A 23,106-nucleotide genomic window follows, 5' to 3' on the forward strand; every position below is an offset into this window, starting at 1 on the left:
AAGAACTTTACCTTAAAGCCAAAAACATTGATCACTTTTATAAGGCCTTGATTTATTGAATTCGTAAACAGTATTTAAAGAGGAAGCCATGTCGATTAAACCCATACGCACTGATGTTTCACCCGATTCCCCTTATGGCCCGGAGCATGATTCTTGCGCTCTTTACCTGAGCGCGCGAAAAAACGGTCAGAGTACTTTCGGAACTTTGAAACGGGCGTTGTGGCGCTTGGCAAACATGGGCCACCGCACCGGTTACGTGCGCGGTGAAGGTGATGGCGCCGGCGTTCAAACCGATATTCCTCGCAGCTTGTGGGCCAAGAAACTCAGCCAGGCCGGCCTTCCGGCATCATTGGCTACCCAAACCGGCTTCTGGGTAGGCCATCTCTTCATTCCCTTTGGCATGGATTACACTACCGTTCAAGCCAGTATTAACCGTGAATTTGACCAGGCCGGGTTGAATCTCCTGTTAGCAGAACCCGGTCCGGTTCGTTGTGAAGCGTTAGGCTTGAACGCCCAGACCAATCCTCCTGCGTTTTGGCAGTTGGCAGGATCGGCAAACCTGCCTGATTTGGAGAATCGGCTGTTTGTAGTCAAGCAAAATCTGGAACGCGAACTGCCCATTCATTTTGCCTCGCTAAGTTCATATACAGTAATTTATAAAATGCGCGGTTCGGTAGAGACTCTGGCGCGTTACTACCCGGAACTGCAGGACCGTAGTTATGACACGGTCATGGTGCTGTGCCACGCCCGTTATTCCACCAATACCGTTTCGACTTTCGAACGCGCTCAACCTTTCGCACTTTTGGGCCATAATGGCGAGATTAATACCATCAATCGTTTCCGCCAGGAAGCCCGGCAGATTGGCGTCCAGCTCCCTCGGGATGGTTCCGACTCTCAGGATGTAGACCGCGCTTTGGAACATTTTTGTATAAATAACAACTTCAATTTAATGGAAGCCATGGAAATAGTCTTTCCGCCCTCTCCATTTGAAATCGACCAACTGACGTCTCCGTTAAGTGATATCTATACCCGTATGACTTTGGCTTTTGGTGCTTTTGCTCAGGGCCCCGCCGCCATTGCCGCCCGATACGGTGACACGGCCGTTTGCAGCCTGGATACGTTGGGGCTGCGCCCTTTATGGTTTAGTGAAACTGAAAAGGAATTCATTTTCAGTTCGGAACGCGGCGCTATTCAATTGGAAGACATGGTCACCGATTCGCGTCCCCTGGCTCCAGGTGAAAAAATGGGGCTGGTAATTCATCGCGGCCGGGATGTGGAAGTGCTCTCCCATCGCAAGATCCGCCAGCAAGTTATGAACACCAATCTCCAGCGCAGCTCGTCTTTAGCGGCGCTTTCATCCAATTCACCCGTAAGTCTGGATTCACAATTTGGACAGCAGATTCAGTTGCAGTCTGTTCAGCAGAATTCCCAACAGTCAAATGCCGCCTATGCTGTCCAAAACACGAGCTCTGCTCGTGTTTTATTTTCCCAAAATTCAGCTCTATCAGAAAAACTTACCATCCCGTTTAACATAACGGAACCCATCCTGGCGGCTGCCGGTTGGAGCCGAGAACAGGTGGACGATGTAAAACAGCAAGCCTTATCCGGACACGAGACTGTCGGTTCACTGGGTTACGATGGCCCATTGGCAGCCCTCAGCCGCAACCGGGTAAATTTATCGGATTATTTTAAAGAGACTGTCGCGGTTGTCACCAACCCGGCAATCGATCGCGGTCGGGAAGGTGAAGCCTTCTCCACCCGTGTAATTTTAGGCCAACGACCGGAAATCGCATCTCCTTCGATGAATGAGGACAGCCATCTACTATTATCCTCGCCGCTTTTATCCAGTCGCCTTCCCGGCAGTACCGATGATACGCATGTCTCAAGCGATGTTCCCATCTATCCGATGGAAGCTGTCGGCAAATTCTTTGGCCATCGTATGGTTTGGCTGTCCCTGGCAGTCCCGCAGGGTCAATCTTTTAATAAGTACATAGATAAATTAACTCAGGCGGCCGTGGAAGCGGTCAAAGCGGGTGCTCTCTGTCTGGTATTGGATGATTCCATCGCTATTGCTGATCATCAGTGTGTGCTTGACCCTGTTCTGGCGGTGGCAGCCGTTGACGATATTCTCCGCAAGAACTTTGAACCAAAGAATTTGCGACGCCAAACCGGCATTATTGTCCGCAGCACATACATCCGTTGTTTGCACGATATCGTCATGCTCTGCAGTTTCGGCGCGGACGCCGTCAACCCGTATGCCATGCTCAGTATCGCCGCAGACACTGCGGGTGAGGATTCGGCACAGGCTATTACGAACTTGCTGCAATCCCTGCAAGTTGGGTTGGAAAAGGTTATCTCCACTATAGGCAGCCATGAATTGCGCGGGTATGGACGTGTAGCCAGCTCCATCGGATTAGCGCCTGAATTAGCCGGCATCTTCCATACAGCGAATTTCCTTGGCAGCCATTCATCCGGTTTATCCTGGCAGGCGTTGGAACAAGACGCGCAAAATCGCCGTGAAATTCTTGAAATGAGCAAGGCGCATTCCGGTAAACTTGCCTCTATCGACCACCTCTATCCTCACTTCTGGAAAGCGGTGGGAAGTTATACCAGTGCGCAGGGCGATTATCAGGACATTGTCATTAAATACCGCGATCTGACTTCTCAGACTCCGGTGGCCCTACGACATTTGATAGATTTTAAAACCAGTCCCTCTGTGCTATCCACCGGCCAGGTGAATATTGAAATCGGAGAGCATGCCATGCCCCTTGTGATCAGCGCCATGTCCTTTGGTTCTCAGGGTGAGGCGGCTTACAGCACCTACGCGCGGGCAGCGGATAAATTGAACATTATCTGCATCAACGGTGAAGGTGGTGAAGTCCCTGAATTGATCGGCAAATACAAACGCAATCGCGGCCAGCAAGTAGCTTCCGGCCGTTTTGGTGTCAATGCGGAATTTCTGAACTCATGCGGTTTGATTGAAATAAAGATCGGGCAAGGCGCCAAACCCGGTGAGGGCGGTATGCTGCCGGCTGAAAAGGTTAATCCTCGTGTGGCCCAAGCGCGCCGTACCCCGCCCTTCGTAGCGTTGCTATCTCCCTCAAACAATCATGACCTGTATTCAATTGAAGACTTGGCGCAATTGATTGAAGAGTTAAGGACGGTCAACCCGCATGCCAGGATTGGCGTTAAATGCCCCTGCGTGCCCGGCATCGGTGTGATTGCCGTGGGTGTGGCAAAAGCCGGGGCAGACGTGATCAATCTATCCGGTTACGATGGAGCCACCGGAGCCGCGCGCAAACACGCCATCCAACATGTTGGTTTACCGGTAGAAATTGGTGTAGTGCAGGCACATCGCGCCCTGGTGGAAGCCGGCATTCGCGACCGTGTGGAAATCTGGTGCGACGGCGGTATAAAAACCGGTGCAGATGTACTCAAAATGATCTTGCTGGGTGCCAATCGGGTAGGCTTTGCCACACTCGCCATGGTCGCCATCGGCTGCACCATTTGCCGTAAATGCAATCAGGGTACCTGCCATAAGGGCATTACCACGCATATCAAAACCCTTGAAGAAGCTCAAAAATTGGGTATCAAAGATTTCACGCCGCTGGATATGGAAGCGTCTGTTATCAAGCTGGAGCGCCTATTCAACGGTATTGGTGAAGAACTGCGTCAATTGACGGCTGCGCTGGGTGTATCCCGTGTGCAGGATTTGGTTGGCAAAGCCGATTTGTTGGAACAAAGCGCACTGAATGATCGGATTGACCTTTCAGCCATGTTAGAGCCTGTTCCGGTTCGGCCCTACACCAAGCGTGAGCCAGGCATCGGGCGTCTGCTGACACGCGATCGCAATCACCTGACCCGTTTCATCAGTGAGACAGTCCTGGAAGCGGTAGACGAAGGCGAGACAGAAGTCACCTACCAGGATCAAGTCATGGCCTATGACCGCGCGCTCGGATCGCATCTATTCGGCGCGCTCATGCGCCATCCGCAGCTCGACCATGAAATTGACCAATTGCATTTGCATTTCAGCCCCTCATCTATTGGCGGCAACGGTTTTGCAGCTTGGATTACAGGGAATATGGATGTGTTGATCGAAGGCGGCGCCCAGGATGGTGCAGCCAAAGGCGCTAACGGCGGCCGCGTGGCGATTATGAAAGGCCTCAATCACGACGGCCTGCGCATCGACGGCAGTGTTGGCAAAAGTTTTGCCTACGGAGCTCAGCAGGGTATTCTGCTGGTACAGGGCAATGCCGATTCACGTGCCTGCATCCGCTTATCGGGTGCCGACGTGGTTCTGGGCGGGCAAATCACCCATCCGATCGACGACAATGCCGGCAGCGTGGGTACCTCTGCCAACCTGAAAGGGTATGCCTGCGAATACATGACCTCAGGGCGCGTGATCATTCTGGGCGACCCGGGTCCTTGGGCTTTTTCCGGCATGACCGGCGGCGTGGTTTACCAGCTGTTGACACCCGAAATGGGCTTTACCCTGGACGTGCTGGAACGCCGCCTGGGTATCGGCGCACAGGTCAATATACTGCCGGTGGAGGGTCCCGATATTCTTTCCATTCAGGAATTGCTGAAGCATTATCATCAAGCATTGCTGCAAACCAACCAGCCCGAGTACGCCGAACAAATCAATCAATTCTGCCTGCCCCAGGTAGCTCTATCTCGATTTGTTAAGATAGTGCCGCGTCAAATTACTCCGGTTGAGTAAATTGATCAAATAAACAGCTTTATAATCCGGATATGACCAACCCTAATCTAAAACCGGATAGTGATTCTGTTCTGCCATGCACAGCCCAACCGCTGCCGGATTGCGCTCAATGTGAAACCGGTGAGCGGTTGATGTGCCGCTACAAAGACAGGGATTTGCTGAACTTTTTCTCGATTGTTCTGCCTTACGCTGCCGCAATGATCACCGGTACCATATTAGCAGGGAAAGGGATATTCCTTCTCCTTTGGTTGGCATATTCACTTTTCTTTTTCATTGTTTGGGAAGCGCGCGTTCTTTGCCGGCACTGCCCGTATTGGGCTGCATCCGATCGTATTCTGGAATGCCACGCCAATTCCGGCGTTTTTAAATTCTGGAAATATCAACCCAAGCCAATGAGCAAATCCGAAAGAATTCAATTTATCGTGGGCGCCTTAATCTGGTTGGTTTTTCCATTTCCGTTTCTTCTTCTCGGCGGCCAATATTGGATAGCCTTTATCGGATTCTGTGCGGCTTGCAGCGGTATCTATATTTTGTATTACAACGTCTGTAACCGCTGCCCCAATTTCTCCTGCCCGCTTAATAACGTTCCCAAAGTGTTGGTGGATGTATACTTGAAACGGAATCCAAAGCTGCTATCCGCCTGGCAAGAAGCCGGTTATCAAATCGAAAAGCAGGATTGACCCGCTTCATCTTTTCAGCAATTATCGCCTGGAGGATTTTATTCTTTTAAAATCGATGTACCCTTTTTCCACGTTCACATCGATCAATTGAACATGGATTCGATCTCCTACATCCACCCCTTGCGTACCTTGCACCAGCTTGCCTTCCACGGGAATTTTTAATAATCTTACCCAGGTACCTTTTTGTGCGGCACCGGTGACGATGCCCTCGTACTTTTCACCAATATGCGATTTTAGCAGCAGCGCCGCCGCGGATTTACCCACCTGCCTTTCCACCTTGTTGGCGGCATCTTCGGCCTCCGTGCAGTGCGCAGCCAGTTCCTGCAATTCCGCATTAGTGTAAGGAACGGGCTCATCATGCAACGCGGCTTTCAACAAGCGGTGGGTGATCAAATCCGGATAACGCCGGTTTGGCGCAGTGGAGTGGGCATAATCTTTTACCGCCAGGCCGAAATGTCCGGGCACAGCGCCTTGGGGCATCTCTGCCATATATTCTCCGGCGCCCATCAACTTGATGATAGTTAGGGATAAATCAGGAAAGGGCTCAGGATCTTCCTCTTTTTGTTTAATCAGAAATACTTCCAGCGCTTTTGAATTGGGCGTCTTAGGCAAGTCATAGTGGTGCTCGGCCGCAATTTTGACTATACGCTCCCAACGTTTGGGGACGCGCACCACCCGCCGCAGCGATGGAAAATGGTTCTCCTCTAAAAATCGCGCGGTCACACCGTTGGCAGTTACCATGAAATTTTCAATCAGGTCTTTAGCACGATTGCGTTCTTCCTTTTCAAGGCTTTCAACTTGTCCGTCGGAGAATACAGCTTTAGCTTCAATTGTCTCCAAACTCAAAGCACCGTGTTCATGGCGGAACTTTTTCATCAGTTGGGCAGTCGCATCTTGTAAGCGCAGATTTGCAGCCAATCCGTCCACAGCCGCTACCTCTTCAGGGATAGGCCCGTTGCCCTCCAGCCAGGCTGCCATGCTGTTGTATGCCAGTTTGGCGTAATTATGGGTAAGCGCCCGGTAAACCGAGCCTTTTAATAATGATCCGTCTGGATTGATGATCATCTCGATCACCATCGATACGCGATCCGCATCATAGTTTAAGGATGTCAGGTTAGTGGAAAGTTTTTCGGGCAGCATCGGAAAGATTTTGGCAGCCGTGTAAACTGAGGTGGTATTATGCTGCGCGTGCCCATCCAATTTGGTGCCCTTTTTTACCAGGGCATCCACATCCGCCACAGCCACATAGATCTTCGCCCGGCCTTCAGGCATCTCTTCCGCGGTTGTGGTCTGGTCCAGGTCAAGAGAATCATCATTATCTATGGAAACCCACAGCAGGTCTGTTAAATCAACGAGTGAATCTCCGGAATCATGTGCCGGAGCCTCGATGCGCTCCAGTTCGGCCAAATCTTCCTTCGAAAACTCTGGCAGCAACCCTCTTTCAAGCATAGCAGCATACGCAATACGTTCCAGAATCTCACGATGTTGTTCAATGTGTTGATCCACGATAACCTCTTTCTGAATAGATAGACATCGTACAAATTGATTTTCATGTCTATTACGAATGGTTAAAATTGTATATCATCCCCCCAATATTTCGCAAATTGAGGAATTGACTATTCCAGGAATTTAGAGATGAACAGGCGCCTCGCGCATGTGTGCGGAAGCTTGGTAGAGCGCTTCCAGTTGCTCGACCATTTTTTGTCCGTAAACCGGATAAAGAGCTTCCTTCGCCACGCCATGCTCAAAGTTGAAAAGGACTTGATCGGCCTTTTCAAACCCTCCCAGGAACTCGCCTTTGTCGATTCTGGTGGGATACAAATCCGGATCGGATGGTTTGGTGCGAATATAGTCCGGCACGTGAATGTAATCCGCCACCTGTTCCAATTGCGAGCGGTAGAGATGCATCACCGGCATGACGTCTGCACAGTGATCCACGCCCCATTTGCAATAAGTACCTGTCATCACTTCCGTGCGATTGGCTGCGCCGACAACCATCAAGTTGCGCACTTCCGCGTATTGGTAAATCAGTAGCATGCGCATGCGGTGTTTGGACATGCCATAAGAGTTGCCGCGCGCCATCCAGGATTCCCCATCGGCATTCATGCGATCCATGAAAATGCGCTCGTCATTATGCTTGATCAATTTCTCCCGGCCGTAGGTGACCAGTCTGCCGCGTAATTTTCGTGAGGGTACTAACCACAGCGGCAGGGATTTATAAGCTCCAGCTGCGCGTAAAGCCGGTGTGATATCGATAACCTGCAGTTCAATTCCTAATTCTTGGGCCAGCTGTCTGGCATGTTGGCGATGAATCGGATTGCTGTCCCGCTCCGGCATATTCACCAGGTGTACTTTTTGGCTGCCCAGACTCCTGACCGCAAGCATAGCCACCACCGCCGAATCCAGCCCTCCGCTTAACGCAATGGCTGCTCCTTCGCGGCCTAATGTCCGGAGACTTTGGCGGATAAATTCTTCTATCTCCTGGCTCATCACCTGCGGGTGTGTCCGCAGTTCTTGTATTTTGGTTTTCATGAGGTTTATCCCGTTATTCAACTCATTCTATACCATGTCACATCCGACAGCGTAATAGATAACAGGAAATTTATTCCACCATATTTACTTCATGTTCCCGGGTAATCACGAAGTCGGCCAGGTTTTTGTGCCCGGCAATAATCTTATGTTCCATTGTCAGTACTTGTTCGATGAAATCATCGCCCACCTCATTGCCGCGATTGCGTTTTTCACGGTATGCCAGCGTATCCAGTCGGCTGCTGTCGATGAACACGCGCGTATCCACGTGTTTCAACAAGGATGTATAAGTACCCTCCGCGATAACCACCTGCACACCCTCCAGAGTTATGGTTTCAGTCTCAATGGTATTGCGGTTATAGTCAATTAGCGGTTTATTGATTTTATCTGCGCCCGCAAGCGCATCCTTCAAATTGCCTTCCAGTAGATCGATTTTAATTTCGATATGCGGTCCCAACCATTCGGGATCTTCCCGCCGGCGAGCGTCATTATCATATGGCGGGAGTACAAAATAGTCATCCTGCCCCAGCACGACAGCTTTGATTTCATAATCGGCAAGTTCATCCTGAATAGCCTTACCCATCTCTGATTTTCCGCTGCCGGATTCTCCCGCTACAGTCAATGTATAGCGTGTTTCTTTTTGTTTTATATCCGCCAGAATTTTTCGGACAATTTCTTTTGCCGCCTTTTTATGATGTTCTTCAACCATCACGACATCACCCTTCATGAACTACATCCTCCAGATTCATGTTTTTTATTACCAAACGCCCATCTGCCTGTGTCTCAATTGGCATTGGGTCGCTAATCTCTCCTATGTATTCACTATTCTGATCATATTGCCGGCATGCCAGAAAAACCCAATCTCCACGATTGTTCTTTATTACTTTTCCGGAATAAAAAGTACCTTGCTCATCTCCGCACAGGAAATCATCCGTAAGCAGCCTGAAAGGTCCCAAAGGACTTTCGCCAATGAAGTAATGCGTACCGGTCTGCGCCCTTATGCCTTCCCGTCCAGAACGCTGCTGCGAAAAGCGGCTTTTTTCAACGCTGAAGAATAAATACCAATTCGCACCGATACGCGCGACTTGCGGTACTTCCAAATAAGCAAACTCGCCCCCATCGGTTAACGGTTCTTCAACCTTCCAGTGAAATAAATCTTTAGAAACCGCGTGCGCTGCCACACCGCGTGACCGTGGTTCGCCATAGGGGACGCGGGCGGTGATCAGAGCATGGAATTCGTTTTCCCATTCAAATACCCACGGGTCGCGCCAGGTTTCTTCATACCAAATTTGTTTGTCCAGCACCTCGTAACGATTTTTATCTATCGGGATAAGCGGATTGCCTGCATATTTCTCCCAATGGGTCAGGTCTGCTGATTGTGCCAATCCAATACGCTGGTTCAACCCGGCATCAGCCTTGCTGATGCCGGTGTAGAACATAAACCATTTTCCGTCGTGCCGGATCACGCTGCCGGTCCAGGTTGCTTTGCTATCCCATTCCTTTTCTTCTTTTGAGGGCAGCAGCGCATCCGGCATTATTTCCCAATCATAAAGGTCAAGCGAGCGTGCATGCCCAATACTGGCATTCCAATGCCGGATCTCCGGGTCCTTTAGCTGGCGCGGTGCTTGCAGATAGAAAATATGTGTATATTCTCCCTGACGCACAAACCAAAAATCCCACACCCATTTATCCGGCAGGTGCAGGCTCATGAGATCTTTCTCCGGGTCAATATGCTAACCTTCATCTTTTCCGTAACTTGAAAGGATTTCCCGCGCAGTCTGCGCTGAAACGATTGGATTGCCCTGGCATAGAAACAAACTCAAATGTTCAAAACCGCCCATTTCCTGGGTATAGGGAAGGAATTCAAAATACAATCCGCTGCCGTCTCCATTGTGAGTGGTCACGTTGTAGGCTGTTTCCTTACCAATCTTGGGCATGATGGTCAGCATGATGCGAATGGCATCCCGCCAACCGTCCGCCACAGCTCTTTGTTCTTCATGCGATAACTCAAAAAGATGAGATTTTGCATCATCTTTTAGTAATAACTGCATGTCGTATGGCCGGCGCATGAAATAAGGCGTGATCAGCACAGCCGTTCCGTAATCCTTGATTAATAATTCCTTTGGATTTTCTCGCCGCATATAAGATGAGAAACCCTCTCCATTCGCTTCAGCAAATTGTTGGTCCTGTCGTATACGGTTGGGCAGGATATTGCTGACCCCGATCTGTTGGTGCCCATGCGAGAGTGAACCGCCCACCAAACGTCCATAATTTTTAATGATGGATACATATTGGCCTGATTGTTCCAATAATTTGTTTTCCAATGCCGCCAATCGCTGCAAAACAATCACCCGGTCTTCCAAGGGCATATTTTGCCAGTCATTTTCATGAAATGACGAAGTCCACTGCAGGAAATGACAGCCCGCCGCAGCTTCTCCGGATAGTGCCGGGTTGAAATCGCCCTTCAGATGGTTGGTTGCTTCAGGGTAGAAAATCGGGAAAAGGTTTTTATTAATAAATGTAAACCCTTCGCTCAAATCTGCCACGTCCAGGATCTTTGTGGTCAATCCCTCACAAATCAGGCACGTTTGTTCTTTCGCCCCGTTTTTTGGATTACTATTTTCGCTGGCATTGTCATGCGGCCGTTGGGCGCGGGCAGAATTATAGACAATCCGATCTCCATTGCGCGGGTCGGTTTGACAAATCCCATCGGGTGCATAATTACGGATTTCAGGCTCCCCTGTAAAGAACTCCCTGATTTGTTCGGGGCTAAGGCTTTCAATTTGTTCAGCTTGTACCAGCTTTTCCAGTAATTCGCGGGTCAGTTTTGTAGGCATCAGTCATTCCTCTCCGGGTAGGCATTCACACCGCTTTCTGTTAAAAATGCATTTACGATGTTCTTCCAGGTGAAATAAGGTATTGTAATTTTATAAGCAGCCTCTCCCATTTCTTTTCTGATTTCTTCATTTGAAAGCAGCCACTTTAACGCCATCGCAAAACCATCAATATCATCCGCCGGTACCACCAACGCACCAGTTCCTTTTTTGACTTGAGTCTCATCCCCATTCACTATGAGTGCTTTCACATTATCCCCCAGCAGGTATTCTGTGACAAATGGGACCAGGTCGCTGGAAATTACCGGAACACGCGTTGCCGCTGCTTCCTGGGATGTCATGCCAAATCCTTCCATTACCGAAGGCGTACAGTAAATATCCGTGATGGCATAAATATCGGGCAATTCATCCCATACCGACCCCAGCACGATAACGTGGTCTTGAATGCCGGATGCATGGATCAGGTGCTGCAACTTTTCATATAATTGGCTATTCTGCCGGTCTATGGTTAACACCAAAACCGTATTCTTAAACTCCTGCTGCACCTGCGTAAAAGCCTTTATCAATACATCCTTGCGTTTGGTGCTGTCGGTGCGGCTGATTTCGGTAATAATCCGGCTAGTTCGGATTTCCTCCGCTTTCATCTGTCCATGGTGCTCTAAGAATTCCCAAACGGGATGGTCGTCTGCTATTTTATGGGGACAATATCGTTCAGAATTTACGCATGGCGGCAGAAAAAGCATTTTGCCTGTAAATCCATAATCATTTTTTAGTGACTGCTCAATAATGCTGGAAGTGGAAGCAATTTGGTCTACTTCTTGGATAATCGATATTTCATTATCAATACGATTGTCTATGCGCAATTTGTCCCATTCGGTTGAATTGATATTGCGTTTCTTCACGTCACCCAGGGAATGCGGCACCCAGATATGCGTCTTTTTTTTTGACAGGGTTTGGTTGTACAGAATTCCCAGTTTCGCGCCATCCCAATAATGCGAAATGATAACGTCGACCTTACTCCCCTCTTCCTTAAGCTGTTGTTTCAAATTTTCCAGCAAAGCAGGCATTTGAGCATCCATATCTTCTTTGCTGATGAATTCACCTCGGCCGTCTTCCAAATACATAATGCGCTGATTTTCATCCTTATACAATATACCTTTGCGCATTTCTCCGCTGACGGGGTTTGCGTACCCGCCCCGATTAATAATCGTAATCCGGTATCCCTGATTCGCCAATGCATCGCTGAATTCGTTGACGAACACATTTTGCCCGCCGGTATCCGGTAGCCCTGGGATAATGTTCCAGTGGTGCATACCGTGATTGGTAATCATCAGGATGTGAGCCCGTGTAGATTTCTTGAATTCCTCAGCGAATTTCATAATTAATTCTTCCAAATTGTTTTTTTACTTCCTTCCCGGAGTCGGCGTTATTTTAAATACGCGCCTGGTGTTTTTTATTACGTAGCAGAAGGTCGGCGAATATTACTATTTGCGTCTATAGTCCGGAGTATTTAACCCTTGATGCCGGTAGAAGCGACACTGCGGACAAACCATTTCTGGAACAACAAGAATACGATCAGTACCGGGATTGTAATCAGTGAAGCGAATGCCATCAAATCACCCCAAAGCCGCGGATCCTGGCCGAAATAAGATTGGATGCCGACGGTCAAAGGCCTTACGTCTGTACCGCGTGTAACCATGAGCGGCCACATAAAACGATTCCAGCTATTCAATGCTTGCAGAATTGCTACTGTAGCAAAAATAGGTTTGGAAAGCGGCAGGACTATCTTCCAGTAAATTCCGAAGTGGCTGGCCCCATCGATTAGCGCGGCTTCTTCCAGGTCTTTGGGGATATCGATAAAGAATTGATAAAACAAGAAGATGGAAAAAGCATCTGCGATAAAGGGAATGATTTGCACATGATAAGAATCCAGCCAGGATGTCTCGCCGCCAAACCAGGGCAAGTGATTGACCATCACCAACAAAGGAATGGCAACTGATTCAAACGGAATGATGATCAGGGAAATAATCGACGAGAGCAGGAATGTCTTTCCTTTAAATCTCAGTCGCGCCAGGGCATAAGCAATCATGCTGTTTACGAATAAACCGATAACGACAGTGGTTATCATAATAAACACGGAGTTGAACATCACATGCCCAAAATGCTGAGAAGTAAACACATCTTTATAATTCTGAAACCCCAATTCCCCAACCGGAAGAAAAGCCCGGAGGGAACTCATATCGGTTACGACTTGATATTCATTATTCTTGATCGAAGACATTAACATAAAGACAATAGGGAACATAAAGAAGATCGCGAGCAGCGACATTACCAGGTAGGTCAACCATTTCTTTAGGCGTTTTACCTTTTTAATACTATGCCGCGAGGTTTTGCCTTGATCCATGTTCATGCCGCACTTCCTTTCTCTCGGGTAAGGTACCGTTGGATCAGCGATACAAACAGCACGATGATAAAGAACACAATGCTGATCGCGGAAGCATACCCAACCTTCAATTGACCCCACCCCATTTCCACCACATATACCATGGTGGTCATCGATGCGTTCTGTGGGCCGCCGTTGGTCATGACCTGGACCTGGTCAAATAATTTGAATGCCATGATGGTTGTGGAGAGCACTACAAAAATAGTAGTATTGCGCAATTGCGGTAAAGTGATGTTCTTGAATTGCTGCCAGCTATTTGCGCCGTCCACTTGTGCCGCCTCATACAACGAATGTGGAATCTCCTGTAAACCGGCCAGATAGATCACCATTTGGAAACCCACCCCCTGCCAGATGGAAAGCAGCATAATTGCGGGGAAAACCAGTTTTGTATCCATCAGCCAGTTGTACGGTCCCAATTTCCCGAAACTAATCGCCTGTAGAAAGGCATTGATCAATCCCTCTCCCGGATTGTAGAGCAGCGTCCAAACAATGGATACCACCGTCATAGCGGTTACCACGGGTCCGAAATAGATGGTTCGGAAAATATTCATGCCTTTGAGCTGTTGGTTGATCAACATTGCCAATACCAGCGCCAGGGAGGTTTGGATCGGAACAACTACTGCGATGAAATAAAAGTTGTTTAATAACCCGCGTTTAAAAGTGTCATCCTGAAAAATACGGATGTAATTACGCAGCCCGACAAATTCCGTCGGTAAGTTCGGATTCGGGATCAAACGCTGGTTGGTGAAAGATAACCATATCGCCCAAACAAAGGGCACAAGCAGGAATAATGTAAGCAGGATAATTGCTGGGGTTGAAAATAACCAGGCCGTCAGGGATTCTTTACGCCTATATTTGGGAATGGTCGGCTGGATTTGTTTTTGCCCTATCATCGCTTTCCTCCGATCCTTTTTTGCAGAGGGGCCGTTTATGTTACGGCCCCTCTACTCTTCTAACAATTGAGGAAAATAACCTCAGTTTTTGTTGTTTTATTCAGGCAGCGGATAACCGTTGTTATCCTGAATGTCCTGATCAATCGTCACGACAGCTTTATCAAGTTCGGTTTGCACGTCTGCGCCGGCAATGATGTTCCAAATCGCCGTGCGGAAGGCCGAGGTGATCACCGGGTACGCAGGTGTGGTCGGGCGTTCAACAGCCACGCCGTTCTCTAACTGCTGTACGAAAATGTTCAACTTGCCGCCTTCACCAAAGAGCTCGGATTTGGCAATTGCGCTCTTGCGAGCAGGTACTGCACCATTGGCATTGGTCATGTGCAAGATTTCGTCCGGCTCAATCAGATAGCTCAGGAAAGTGTAAGCTGCTTCGGGGTTTTCACAAGTGGAGGTAATACCCCAGTTCCAGGAACCCATACCGGTCACTGCCTTGTCGCCCAGAATTGGCATAGGGATCAACACAGCATCGTCGCCCAAACCCTCGGTGTGCGGTCCGTACATCCAGTGGCCCACCCAGGAGAGCGCAGCAACCTTGCTGCCATAGAAATCATCGTCGCCGGCCGGGCTGGGATTAGCATAGCCGTCTGTGAACAAGCTCTGGAACCATTCCAGCGCTGCTACCGATTCAGGTCCATTCAGAACACCATCGGCACTCTGGTAATCGGTGCGGTCAATTAAATCGCCGCCGAAGGATTGGATAATGGGGGCAAACCCATAGGTGTTCCACTCATCATCCGGTCCATAATTCAGTTTGAAGTCGATTGCGTAGTCAACCTGATCCAACGCGTTCAATTTCTGCAACGCGTCGGTGAATTCCTCCATCGTCCAGGCATCATCGATGCTGGTCGGGATGCGCACGCCGGCTTCATCTAAATAGGCTTTGTTACCCCAAATCGCCAAACCGGAGTCAAAGGTTCCCAAGGAGTACAGTTTTCCCCCATACGTGCCCTGGGCAATGATGGAGGGTAGGAAATCGGCTTTCACATCAGCGGGCACCAGGTCATCCAAAGGACGCATATAGCCGGCCCAAGCATAGTTGTACAGGAACGGGCCATCGAAATCCAGCAAACACGGTAAATCACCCGACAGGGCGGCTGCGTTCACCTGATCGTTATATGAACCTTCCGGTAACAGGATGGCATTTATTTGTACATCACTCTGCATTTCATTGAAAGCGGTCACTTGGGCGTCCAGAACTTCGCGTTCTTCGCCTTTACCGGAATGGAACCATACATCGACCGTAACCGGCTCCGCAGCAGCATCGGCTGCCGCGGGTTCTTCTGCTGCCGGTTCTTCAACTGCTGCATCTTCCGCTGCGGGAGCCTCTGCCTGGGCTGTGTCAGCGCCGCCACCGCAAGATACCATTACCATGGAAATTACGGCAAAGAGCGAGATGAGCATATACCACTTATTTTTCTTCATTTTTTTCTCCTATTTTTTTCTGCCTTTTTGTGACTTATGAAATATCTTTCTACTCCCTTCCCTTTTCACCTCCTCATCCTGTGTTCAAAATCATAAATAACCGAGATATCTTAAGTGGATAATTTCTCAGGTTGTACTTCGTTCAATCAATTTAAGTTGGGTAAAAATGTTCTCGACCAATCGTGTGGGATTTGCCATTTGCGCCATTAAGTGTTCCGCGGCCAACTTTCCACTCTCGAATAGTGATTGACTAATCGTGGTTAATTCCAGGTACTCAGCGATATCAATATCATCAAAGCCAATAATCGCCAATTCATCCGGAATGCTCACCTCTCTTTTTTGTGCGATCTTCAACACACGCAGCGCCAAATCATCAGTTGCGGCAAAGATCGCAGTTGGTGGATTGGGCAAATCCAATAATTCATGGACTTGTTTATCCGGATCGCGCGGAGGGAAAACCGGTAATTTGATATATTCTTCCGGCAATACCAAACCGTTTTCCATCAAGGTCTTGCGGTACCCTTCCAGGCGGATATCCTCAGGGCTGAGCGTGTATTCCGGTGTAACGCTATCTCCCACATACGCGCAGCGGGAGTGCCCTTTTTGGATAAAATGTTCCGCAGCCATGCGTCCCCCTTCGGCGTTATCGATTTCCAAACTGGAAAAATTCGGTATGTGATTTTCAACAAATAAAATCGGTATTTCACTTTGCTGCAGGCGTTTGAGCGCCAAAGAATCAATAGGCAGTGAAACGATAATCAACCCGTCTACCTGCTTCGAGTACGGCAGTACAGTATAGTAACTTTCAAGGCGCGCAGTTGAGTCAACCGGGTAAATGGTCAAATCATAGGGGGAACTAACTAATGCGGCGGCGATACCACGTAAGCGTTGGGAGAATGAAGGCAGGGTAAAGAAGGGTGTGATTACACCAATCCGGCCAATTTCCTTGCGCGCCCTTTCACGTGCATCCACCTTTGGCATAAAATCCAGCGCGTCAATCGCTGCCAAAACCTTCGCACGTGTTTTGGGACTCACCTGGTCGGGGGCATTCAACACGCGTGACACAGTAGCAATAGAAACCCCCGCATTTTTTGCGACATCGTAAATCGTTTTTGTATTTTCAGTAGTTTTCATAATTAATTGTAAGGGCTTTCATAATATCGCTTACATTTTTTAGTTTAGCATTTTATTTTATACGTGTCAATAATTCCCGGCAATTTTTAAGGTTATTTTCACTTTTATATTTCTAAACTCATTCACGACTTCTTACTTTTTTCTAAGGTTTCCCAATAATCTTTTCCTTTAACATAGTTATATAGATCTAATTATTTTTCGTGTAATTGCCAAATAGAAAGGAATAGATGGAGCACACCCAGCACGACACGCACAACATGAATGATCATCGAGATCATCATGATCAAACATCACAAAAACATTCAGAAGCGAATAATGGTCACGCTCATGGGAAACATGAGGCGTCAGTAAATCATTCGGGGCACGAGCAGATGTTCCGCAAAAGGTTCTTCATCAGTACCTTGATCTCTATTCCGGTATTGGTTTTCAGTAAAGCCATCCAAAGTTTTCTGGGTTATAGCCTGGGCAGTTTTCCAGGGTCAGCATGGATCACTCCTCTCTTCGCGATTGCGGTCTTTTTCTATGGTGGTATTCCATTTATCAAAATGGCCATCCCGGAAATCAGGAATCGCAAACCAGGGATGATGACCCTCATCTCTCTTGCAATCATCGTGTCATTCGTATATAGCCTGGCAGCGCAACTTTTTTCCCTGGGAGTGACTTTCTTTTGGGAGTTGGTCACCCTAATCGATATCATGCTCTTAGGCCACTGGATCGAAATGCGCAGTATTCGCCAGGCCTCCGGGGCTCTGAACGAATTGGCAAAATTGATGCCGGATACTGCCGAACGCATCCAACCGGATGGTGAATTCAAAACGATGGCGATATCTGAACTGCGCAAGGGAGATATTGTATTGGTACGACCTGGTTCCTCCGTCCCCGCCGATGGTGAGGTCATTGAAGGGAGCTCCAATGTCAACGAGTCCATGATTACCGGTGAATCTCAACCGGTTCACAAGGAAAAGGATGATCCAGTGCTGGGCGGTACGATCAATGGCGATGGTAGCTTGCATGTCCGTATCACAGCCATCGGTGAAGAGACTGCCTTGGCGGGTATTATGAAACTGGTCAAGGAAGCTCAAAAAAGCAAATCCAACACCCAAATCTTGGCGGATAAAGCTGCCGGTTGGTTGTTTTATCTTGCCCTCACTGTGGCGCTAATCACAGCTATTGCTTGGGTGATTGCCATCGGATTCAATGTATCTGTTATCGAACGGGTGGCTACTGTGTTGGTAATTGCCTGCCCGCATGCTTTAGGACTGGCTGTTCCGCTGGTAGTTGCCATCACTACTTCCATGGGCGCCAGTAACGGCATTTTGGTCAGGGATCGTCTTTCTATGGAAAAGGCTCGTAAAGTAGACACGGTCATCTTCGACAAGACCGGCACATTGACCAAGGGCCAATTCGGTATTGTTGATCTGGATTTTGTGAAAGAACACAATGGAAAAGAGGTACTGGCACTGGCTGCCGCGATTGAGGAAGACTCAGAACATACCATCGCACGCGCAATTCGCGATAAGGCCCAAGCCCAGGAGCTTTCTCTGCCGCACATCAGTGGATTCGAAGCCATCAAAGGCCGGGGAGCCCAAGCGAAATACAGGGATTCAGTTGTTTACGTCGGCGGCCCGCGCTTACTGGAAATGTTGCAGCTAACCCTTCCGGAATCGCTCAAAAAGTTTTCTGACCATGCAAATATGCAAGGCCAAAGCGTAGTCCATCTTATCCAAGATAATCAGGTCATCGCTTCGTTTGCACTGGCGGATGAAATCCGCGCGGAAAGTCGTTCTGCAGTTGATCAACTACACCAAATGGGTATCGAAGTGGTCATGTTAACCGGTGATAGTCAACAAGTGGCTCAATCTGTCGCCAAAGAATTAAACATCGATGAGTTTTTTGCCGAGGTTCTACCGAAAGACAAGGATAAAATGGTCCAGAGACTTCAAGAACAGGGCAAGCTGGTTGCCATGGTCGGGGATGGTGTCAATGACGCGCCGGCCCTGACACGCGCTGATGTTGGCATTGCCATCGGCAGCGGTACCGATGTGGCAGTTGAATCTGCCGGGTTGATCCTGGTCAAGAACAATCCTCTGGATGTCATTAAGATCTTTACTCTGAGTAAAGCCAGTTACCGCAAGATGGTGCAGAATCTTATCTGGGCAACTGCCTACAACCTGGTTGCACTGCCGTTGGCCGCCGGCGTACTGGCGCCAATAGGTTTTTTGCTCTCCCCTGCCGTGGGCGCCTTATTTATGTCTCTCAGCACGGTTATTGTAGCCATTAACGCACAACTCTTGAGGCGTACCAAGCTATCGGTCTCAACATAAAATCAATGTATAACTCACCAATACCTGTTTGTTGATTTGTATTAATTAATCTCCGCATTAATTGCTATGGATGCGGAGATTTTTCTTTTTCCCATGTATCCATATCGTATAATGCACATTATTATTTCTATATTACTGGAGCGCCATGACATATGCATACCAAAAACCCATCAATAGCATAGCGAAATTAAAATATTCCTTTTCCACGGAATTCCCCGCAAATAATAACCCCGGAAAATTGTTGCTTACCGGCGGACGCTTGGTTGATCCTCAAAACAAGCTCGACCGGGTGATGGATGTTGCTATCCAGGATGGCCGCGTTATTGAAGTATCCGAAAATATTCCGGCAAATAAATCTGACAGAGTTCTCGATTGTGCCGGTTTAGTTGTAATGCCCGGATTGGTGGACATGCACTTACACCTTGGCGACCTGTTCGACATTTACGAAAGCCCGCTGTTCAAAGCGGCCGTGGACGGCGTCACACTTGGATTGTCCCCCGGCGCGGGCAACACCTTCATGGCTCCCTCACTGCTTGGCGCCGAAGTCGACCGTGGGCTGCCGCTGAATGTTGGGGTATATCTCGGTGCAGCAGCAGTCCTGAGTACTCAGCTGGATGCCAATCAACTGATAGCTTTGTTCCGGAAGGAACTGGACGATGGAACGATGTCACAAAAAATGACCAGAAACGCGATCACCAATTCAACCGCGCACCTGACTGTGGGAATCAAAGACCACATGGGTCACTTCATCATGTCCGACGAAGCTATCGATTCACTTTTTACAATTACTTCAAAAGCCGGCCTGATTTACATGTCCCACACCCAGGATCCCGAACATGCCACGCGAATGGTGGGCCTCTCCAAAGGCAGGCCGCTTCATCTGGCCCACGCGACTGCCGCTGGTTGCGGGACACATGCTGATGGTGTTGAAGGGATGCGGGAGGTTTTATCCCTGGTAGATGGGGAGAACATCACCGCGGAATTTGTATCCTCCATGCTGCTTCCCAACCGCGGCCGGCGCGACGGGTTGAAGCTCGCCCCAAAAGCGCAGGAATTGGCTTACCGCGCTCTACAGGACGGCAAGGTAAAGGTCATTATCTCGGATGGACAAAGCGGTTCTACCATGAAAGGGTTTGGCAACACTGCCGACAACCTTCCCAGCATTTTTACATTGGAGAAATTAGGAATACTTCCACTGATCGATGCAGTTGCCGCACTGACTTGGAATCCTGTCCAGCTGCTATCGAAACGTACAGGCAATCCATTTTTTGAAGATAATCTTGGCCACCTGGGTAAAGGCGCTCTCGCCAACGTCACCGTGGCAGACTCGCTCAGCCAAAGCGCTATTTACACCATTGTAAACGGCTTGCCGGTAGCTTTTGAAGGCAACCTTATCCGCGAGGGGTTTTCAGCCGGCTGCCTGGTCAGCCGCGATGGTTTCTCGCACCGCGTTGGCGTGGGAGATTTAGCGCTCTATAAGAGTTAATTATAAAAGCCAGACCGATTTGCGGGTCTGGCTTTTTCTTTTTTTGGTTAATAATTTCGACTCAACGAAAACAGCGGCGTAATTCGTCCATGAACTCTTCCACGTGCGCAGCCAGGACATCTCCGGTATCTTTGCGTGTGTCCTTGAAAGTGCTGCCCACAATAGCAGCATCGCCGATAGACAATTTTTCCTTGATGTTGTCTTTGGTCATACCGGCCGCGACCACCAGGGGAAAATCTCCCATGATTTCACGGAACTCGCTAATCTTTTGCGTGTCGGTATCCACACCCGTTCCGGCGCCTGTTACGGCAATCGCGTCGCAGTGCATCATACCAATTTCGAGGTCTTCTTTCAAGCTGCGGTTGGAAAGATACGGCTGGTATTTAAATCTGACACCGCCAATGACTGCAATCTTCTTATCCCTACGGTAACCGTCAATCATTTCGAAGTAAGCTGGTTCGTCTGTGACTTCCAGGTGACCGCAAATCGAGTCCACTTGCATAAATTTTGCACCGTATTCCAAAGCCAGCTCGTAGCTTTTGGCGAATTTGTCGAGCACATTAACCCCTAAAATATAATCCGGCCTTTCTTTTGACAGATACGCCAGTGCTTTCTCTACATCATTCACGTCCCCATAGTAATCTTCGACAATCATGGCATCTACACCACAGCGGGCATAGATATCCGCTTCCACGACTGCCCTTTCCAATCGCTCTTCTGGATTGTCACCTTTTAAATGAAGCATAGCCATGACCGGCTTTGCATTGTTAAACAAATCAAGAAACATTAGCGTCCTCCATTAGCTGCTTAAAAGTCGTATCAGCCTTCGCAAGAAGTTCCATTCTCAGCTCTTCCGTAAACTGCGGGTACGGCCCAAACTGCAGCGCGTTAAGCGCTGCGGCCAGGTTTGCCAGAATGACTGTTTTCAATGGATGCAGTCCTTCGCAAAATCCGTACATGGCTGTACCGGTGGAACAATTTCCGCAACCGGTAGCATCCACGCTTTTCTCAACCCCGTTGGCCGGTGCGAACCAGGCTTTTCCATCCTGGATCATATATGCACCCTTGGTCCCCACCCGGAAAAAGCAGGGTTTGTCTAAATCCTTTATCGCTTGTATAGACTCTTCTTCAGTTTTTGTGCCGAAATATGTCATTGATTCAGGTAAATTTAGGGAATAGATGTCTACATTCTCGATCAGCGCGCCAATCTCGTCCTTCACTTCAGGATTATCAATATCGTAGGTTGGTATTTCCCACATGATCCTGGCATTGGGCGCGGCTTTTCGGATTTCAGCCAATCCCTGCCAAACTGATTCTCTTACGCCCGATTCAAAATAAATCCCAAGTGTTTCCTCATTGGAGTATTTTGTTACAAAATCAGTTTTGACCAGCGCGGCCAGTCCCCATTCTTTGTCGAAGTCTTCTCCGTACTTGGAATACTCCCACCAACGCCCATCCGCGGCATAGTCCAGGATTCTATATTCTGTCTTGGGAAGTACAAATTGAACGCCATCCATTGAAAGGCCATTTTTCCGGTAGTAATCACCGAAATATTGGTCAAAATCCGGACCGGCGGTCGTGATGAAAAGGACGTCATCGCTGTAGGGTTTGACGCCGGCAACAGTGTAGATCGTGCCGCCCAGGAATCCCTCGGCTTTGCTGCCGTCCGCATAGTTCATATCATTTAATAACGTACAGCCTGTGACTAAGTATTTCAACGTAAAATACCTTTCGCAATCATCTGGTAATTGACTTATTGATTAATAGATAATTTCACCGGCTGTTTTAAAGCTTTGCAACCAGCTCATCACAGAATAGGATTTCCCCTTCCAGGGAAAGCATTTTAGCCAGTTCACCAATCTGTGGTTTCTTGATTCTGGCATCCGCAACAACTGCTTCGTTCCAGAAAATTTCCTTGGCAGTTCCATCGGCCAGGATATTCTTATGTGCCATAGCCACAATGCGTTGGAAATTGTTTACCGCGAATTCCATATCGTGCGTGATTGTTAACACCGCCACGCCTTCATTTTGTAAACTGGTAATCATGCTTGAAAGGATATCCAAACCGAATTTATCCTGCCCCGCCGTGGGTTCATCCAGGATAATATAGCGTGGTTCGGAGGCAATTACTGCAGCAATTGCTACAAATTTTCGGATTGGATAAGGCAGGTCATATGGATTGATATCCAAATACTCCTCAACACCGGAAAGCTCCACCGCATGGTTCACGCGTTTTTCAATTTCCTTCTCGGACAATTTAAAATAACGCGGCATATATTCAATTTCTGCCTTGACCGAATTGTTAAAGATCTGATCGTCCGGATTTTGGAAAACGTAACCGACCATTCTCGATATGGAAGCCGTCGTCTGGTCTTTTGTGTTAATTCCATCGACAATAACATCCCCCGCGCAGGGTTTATTCAAGCCGTTCATCATCTTGACTGCGGTTGTTTTACCGGCGCCATTTTGTCCAACGATCGCGACCCGTTCACCTTCCTTGATAGTAATACTGATGTTTTCAACAGCCATAAAGCCGTTGGGATATGCATAGCTTGCATTCTTTATTTCAATAGCCATTATT

At 48.5% G+C, this 23,106-nt stretch carries 17 protein-coding genes; 4 read left to right on the forward strand and 13 right to left on the reverse strand.

The genetic code is table 11. The features are described 5' to 3' along the window. Positions 1–88 precede the first annotated feature (88 nt). Together Pelsub_RS09720 and Pelsub_RS09725 are read left to right on the forward strand one after the other, a co-directional pair. Positions 89–4,720: a glutamate synthase-related protein gene (locus Pelsub_RS09720; RefSeq protein ID WP_116223931.1), complete on the forward strand. Its 4,632-nt coding sequence runs from the start codon at positions 89–91 to the stop codon at positions 4,718–4,720. A 32-nt stretch (positions 4,721–4,752) separates the two neighbouring features. Further along, on the forward strand, positions 4,753–5,400 hold the full coding sequence (locus tag Pelsub_RS09725) for a hypothetical protein (RefSeq protein ID WP_126440486.1): 648 nt from the start codon (positions 4,753–4,755) through the stop codon (positions 5,398–5,400). 21 nt (positions 5,401–5,421) lie between these two features. Here the strand turns inward: Pelsub_RS09725 and Pelsub_RS09730 are convergent, their stop codons facing one another. The 10 genes from Pelsub_RS09730 to Pelsub_RS09775 all read right to left on the reverse strand — a co-directional run bounded on the left by Pelsub_RS09730 (position 5,422) and on the right by Pelsub_RS09775 (position 16,715). Further along, positions 5,422–6,906 (reverse strand): RNB domain-containing ribonuclease, encoded by a 1,485-nt coding sequence (locus Pelsub_RS09730; RefSeq protein WP_198418334.1) that lies wholly within the window; start codon positions 6,904–6,906, stop codon positions 5,422–5,424. A gap of 123 nt (positions 6,907–7,029) precedes the next feature. After that, positions 7,030–7,932 carry an NAD(+) synthase gene (gene nadE, locus Pelsub_RS09735; RefSeq protein ID WP_116223929.1) on the reverse strand — a complete coding sequence of 301 codons (903 nt, stop codon included), beginning with the start codon at positions 7,930–7,932 and terminating at the stop codon, positions 7,030–7,032. Positions 7,933–8,002: 70 nt separating this feature from the next. Beyond that, positions 8,003–8,656, reverse strand: a complete 654-nt coding sequence (locus Pelsub_RS09740) for a uridine kinase family protein (RefSeq protein ID WP_116223928.1) — start codon at positions 8,654–8,656, stop codon at positions 8,003–8,005. Then, entirely contained in the window at positions 8,646–9,638 is a 993-nt protein-coding gene (locus Pelsub_RS09745) for a glycoside hydrolase family protein (RefSeq protein WP_116223927.1), read from the reverse strand. The genes Pelsub_RS09740 and Pelsub_RS09745 overlap by 11 nt, the downstream gene beginning before the upstream one ends. Before the next feature lie 24 nt (positions 9,639–9,662). Next, a complete protein-coding gene (locus Pelsub_RS09750) occupies positions 9,663–10,766 on the reverse strand; it encodes an HIT family protein (protein WP_116223926.1) in 1,104 nt (367 codons plus the stop codon). Further along, positions 10,766–12,142 (reverse strand): glycosyltransferase, encoded by a 1,377-nt coding sequence (locus Pelsub_RS09755; protein WP_116223925.1) that lies wholly within the window; start codon positions 12,140–12,142, stop codon positions 10,766–10,768. The genes Pelsub_RS09750 and Pelsub_RS09755 overlap by 1 nt, the downstream gene beginning before the upstream one ends. 131 nt (positions 12,143–12,273) lie before the next feature. After that, positions 12,274–13,173 (reverse strand): carbohydrate ABC transporter permease, encoded by a 900-nt coding sequence (locus Pelsub_RS09760; RefSeq protein ID WP_198418335.1) that lies wholly within the window; start codon positions 13,171–13,173, stop codon positions 12,274–12,276. Next, positions 13,170–14,099: a carbohydrate ABC transporter permease gene (locus Pelsub_RS09765; protein WP_116223924.1), complete on the reverse strand. Its 930-nt coding sequence runs from the start codon at positions 14,097–14,099 to the stop codon at positions 13,170–13,172. The genes Pelsub_RS09760 and Pelsub_RS09765 overlap by 4 nt, the downstream gene beginning before the upstream one ends. A 96-nt stretch (positions 14,100–14,195) precedes the next feature. Beyond that, positions 14,196–15,581, reverse strand: a complete 1,386-nt coding sequence (locus Pelsub_RS09770) for an ABC transporter substrate-binding protein (RefSeq protein WP_198418336.1) — start codon at positions 15,579–15,581, stop codon at positions 14,196–14,198. Between the two features lie 126 nt (positions 15,582–15,707). Next, entirely contained in the window at positions 15,708–16,715 is a 1,008-nt protein-coding gene (locus tag Pelsub_RS09775; RefSeq protein ID WP_116223923.1) for a LacI family DNA-binding transcriptional regulator, read from the reverse strand. A 371-nt stretch (positions 16,716–17,086) separates the two neighbouring features. On the opposite strand from Pelsub_RS09775, the gene Pelsub_RS09780 reads away from it, so the two are divergent. Next, positions 17,087–19,039, forward strand: a complete 1,953-nt coding sequence (locus Pelsub_RS09780; RefSeq protein ID WP_198418337.1) for a copper-translocating P-type ATPase — start codon at positions 17,087–17,089, stop codon at positions 19,037–19,039. Between the two features lie 145 nt (positions 19,040–19,184). Continuing rightward, a complete protein-coding gene (locus Pelsub_RS09785) occupies positions 19,185–20,525 on the forward strand; it encodes an amidohydrolase family protein (RefSeq protein ID WP_116223922.1) in 1,341 nt (446 codons plus the stop codon). Positions 20,526–20,586: 61 nt separating this feature from the next. Here Pelsub_RS09785 and Pelsub_RS09790 read toward each other — a convergent pair whose 3' ends face one another. From Pelsub_RS09790 to Pelsub_RS09800, 3 genes are all read right to left on the reverse strand, one after another. After that, complete coding sequence (locus Pelsub_RS09790) at positions 20,587–21,312, reverse strand: BtpA/SgcQ family protein (RefSeq protein ID WP_116223921.1); 726 nt, start codon at positions 21,310–21,312, stop codon at positions 20,587–20,589. Then, a complete protein-coding gene (locus Pelsub_RS09795; RefSeq protein ID WP_126440488.1) occupies positions 21,302–22,243 on the reverse strand; it encodes a PfkB family carbohydrate kinase in 942 nt (313 codons plus the stop codon). Before Pelsub_RS09795 ends, Pelsub_RS09790 begins: the two co-directional genes overlap by 11 nt. Before the next feature lie 67 nt (positions 22,244–22,310). Continuing rightward, on the reverse strand, positions 22,311–23,102 hold the full coding sequence (locus Pelsub_RS09800; protein WP_198418338.1) for an energy-coupling factor ABC transporter ATP-binding protein: 792 nt from the start codon (positions 23,100–23,102) through the stop codon (positions 22,311–22,313). Positions 23,103–23,106: the final 4 nt, after the last annotated feature.

Origin of the sequence: Pelolinea submarina, from assembly GCF_003966975.1 — a bacterium.
GTDB lineage: Bacteria > Chloroflexota > Anaerolineae > Anaerolineales > Anaerolineaceae > Pelolinea > Pelolinea submarina.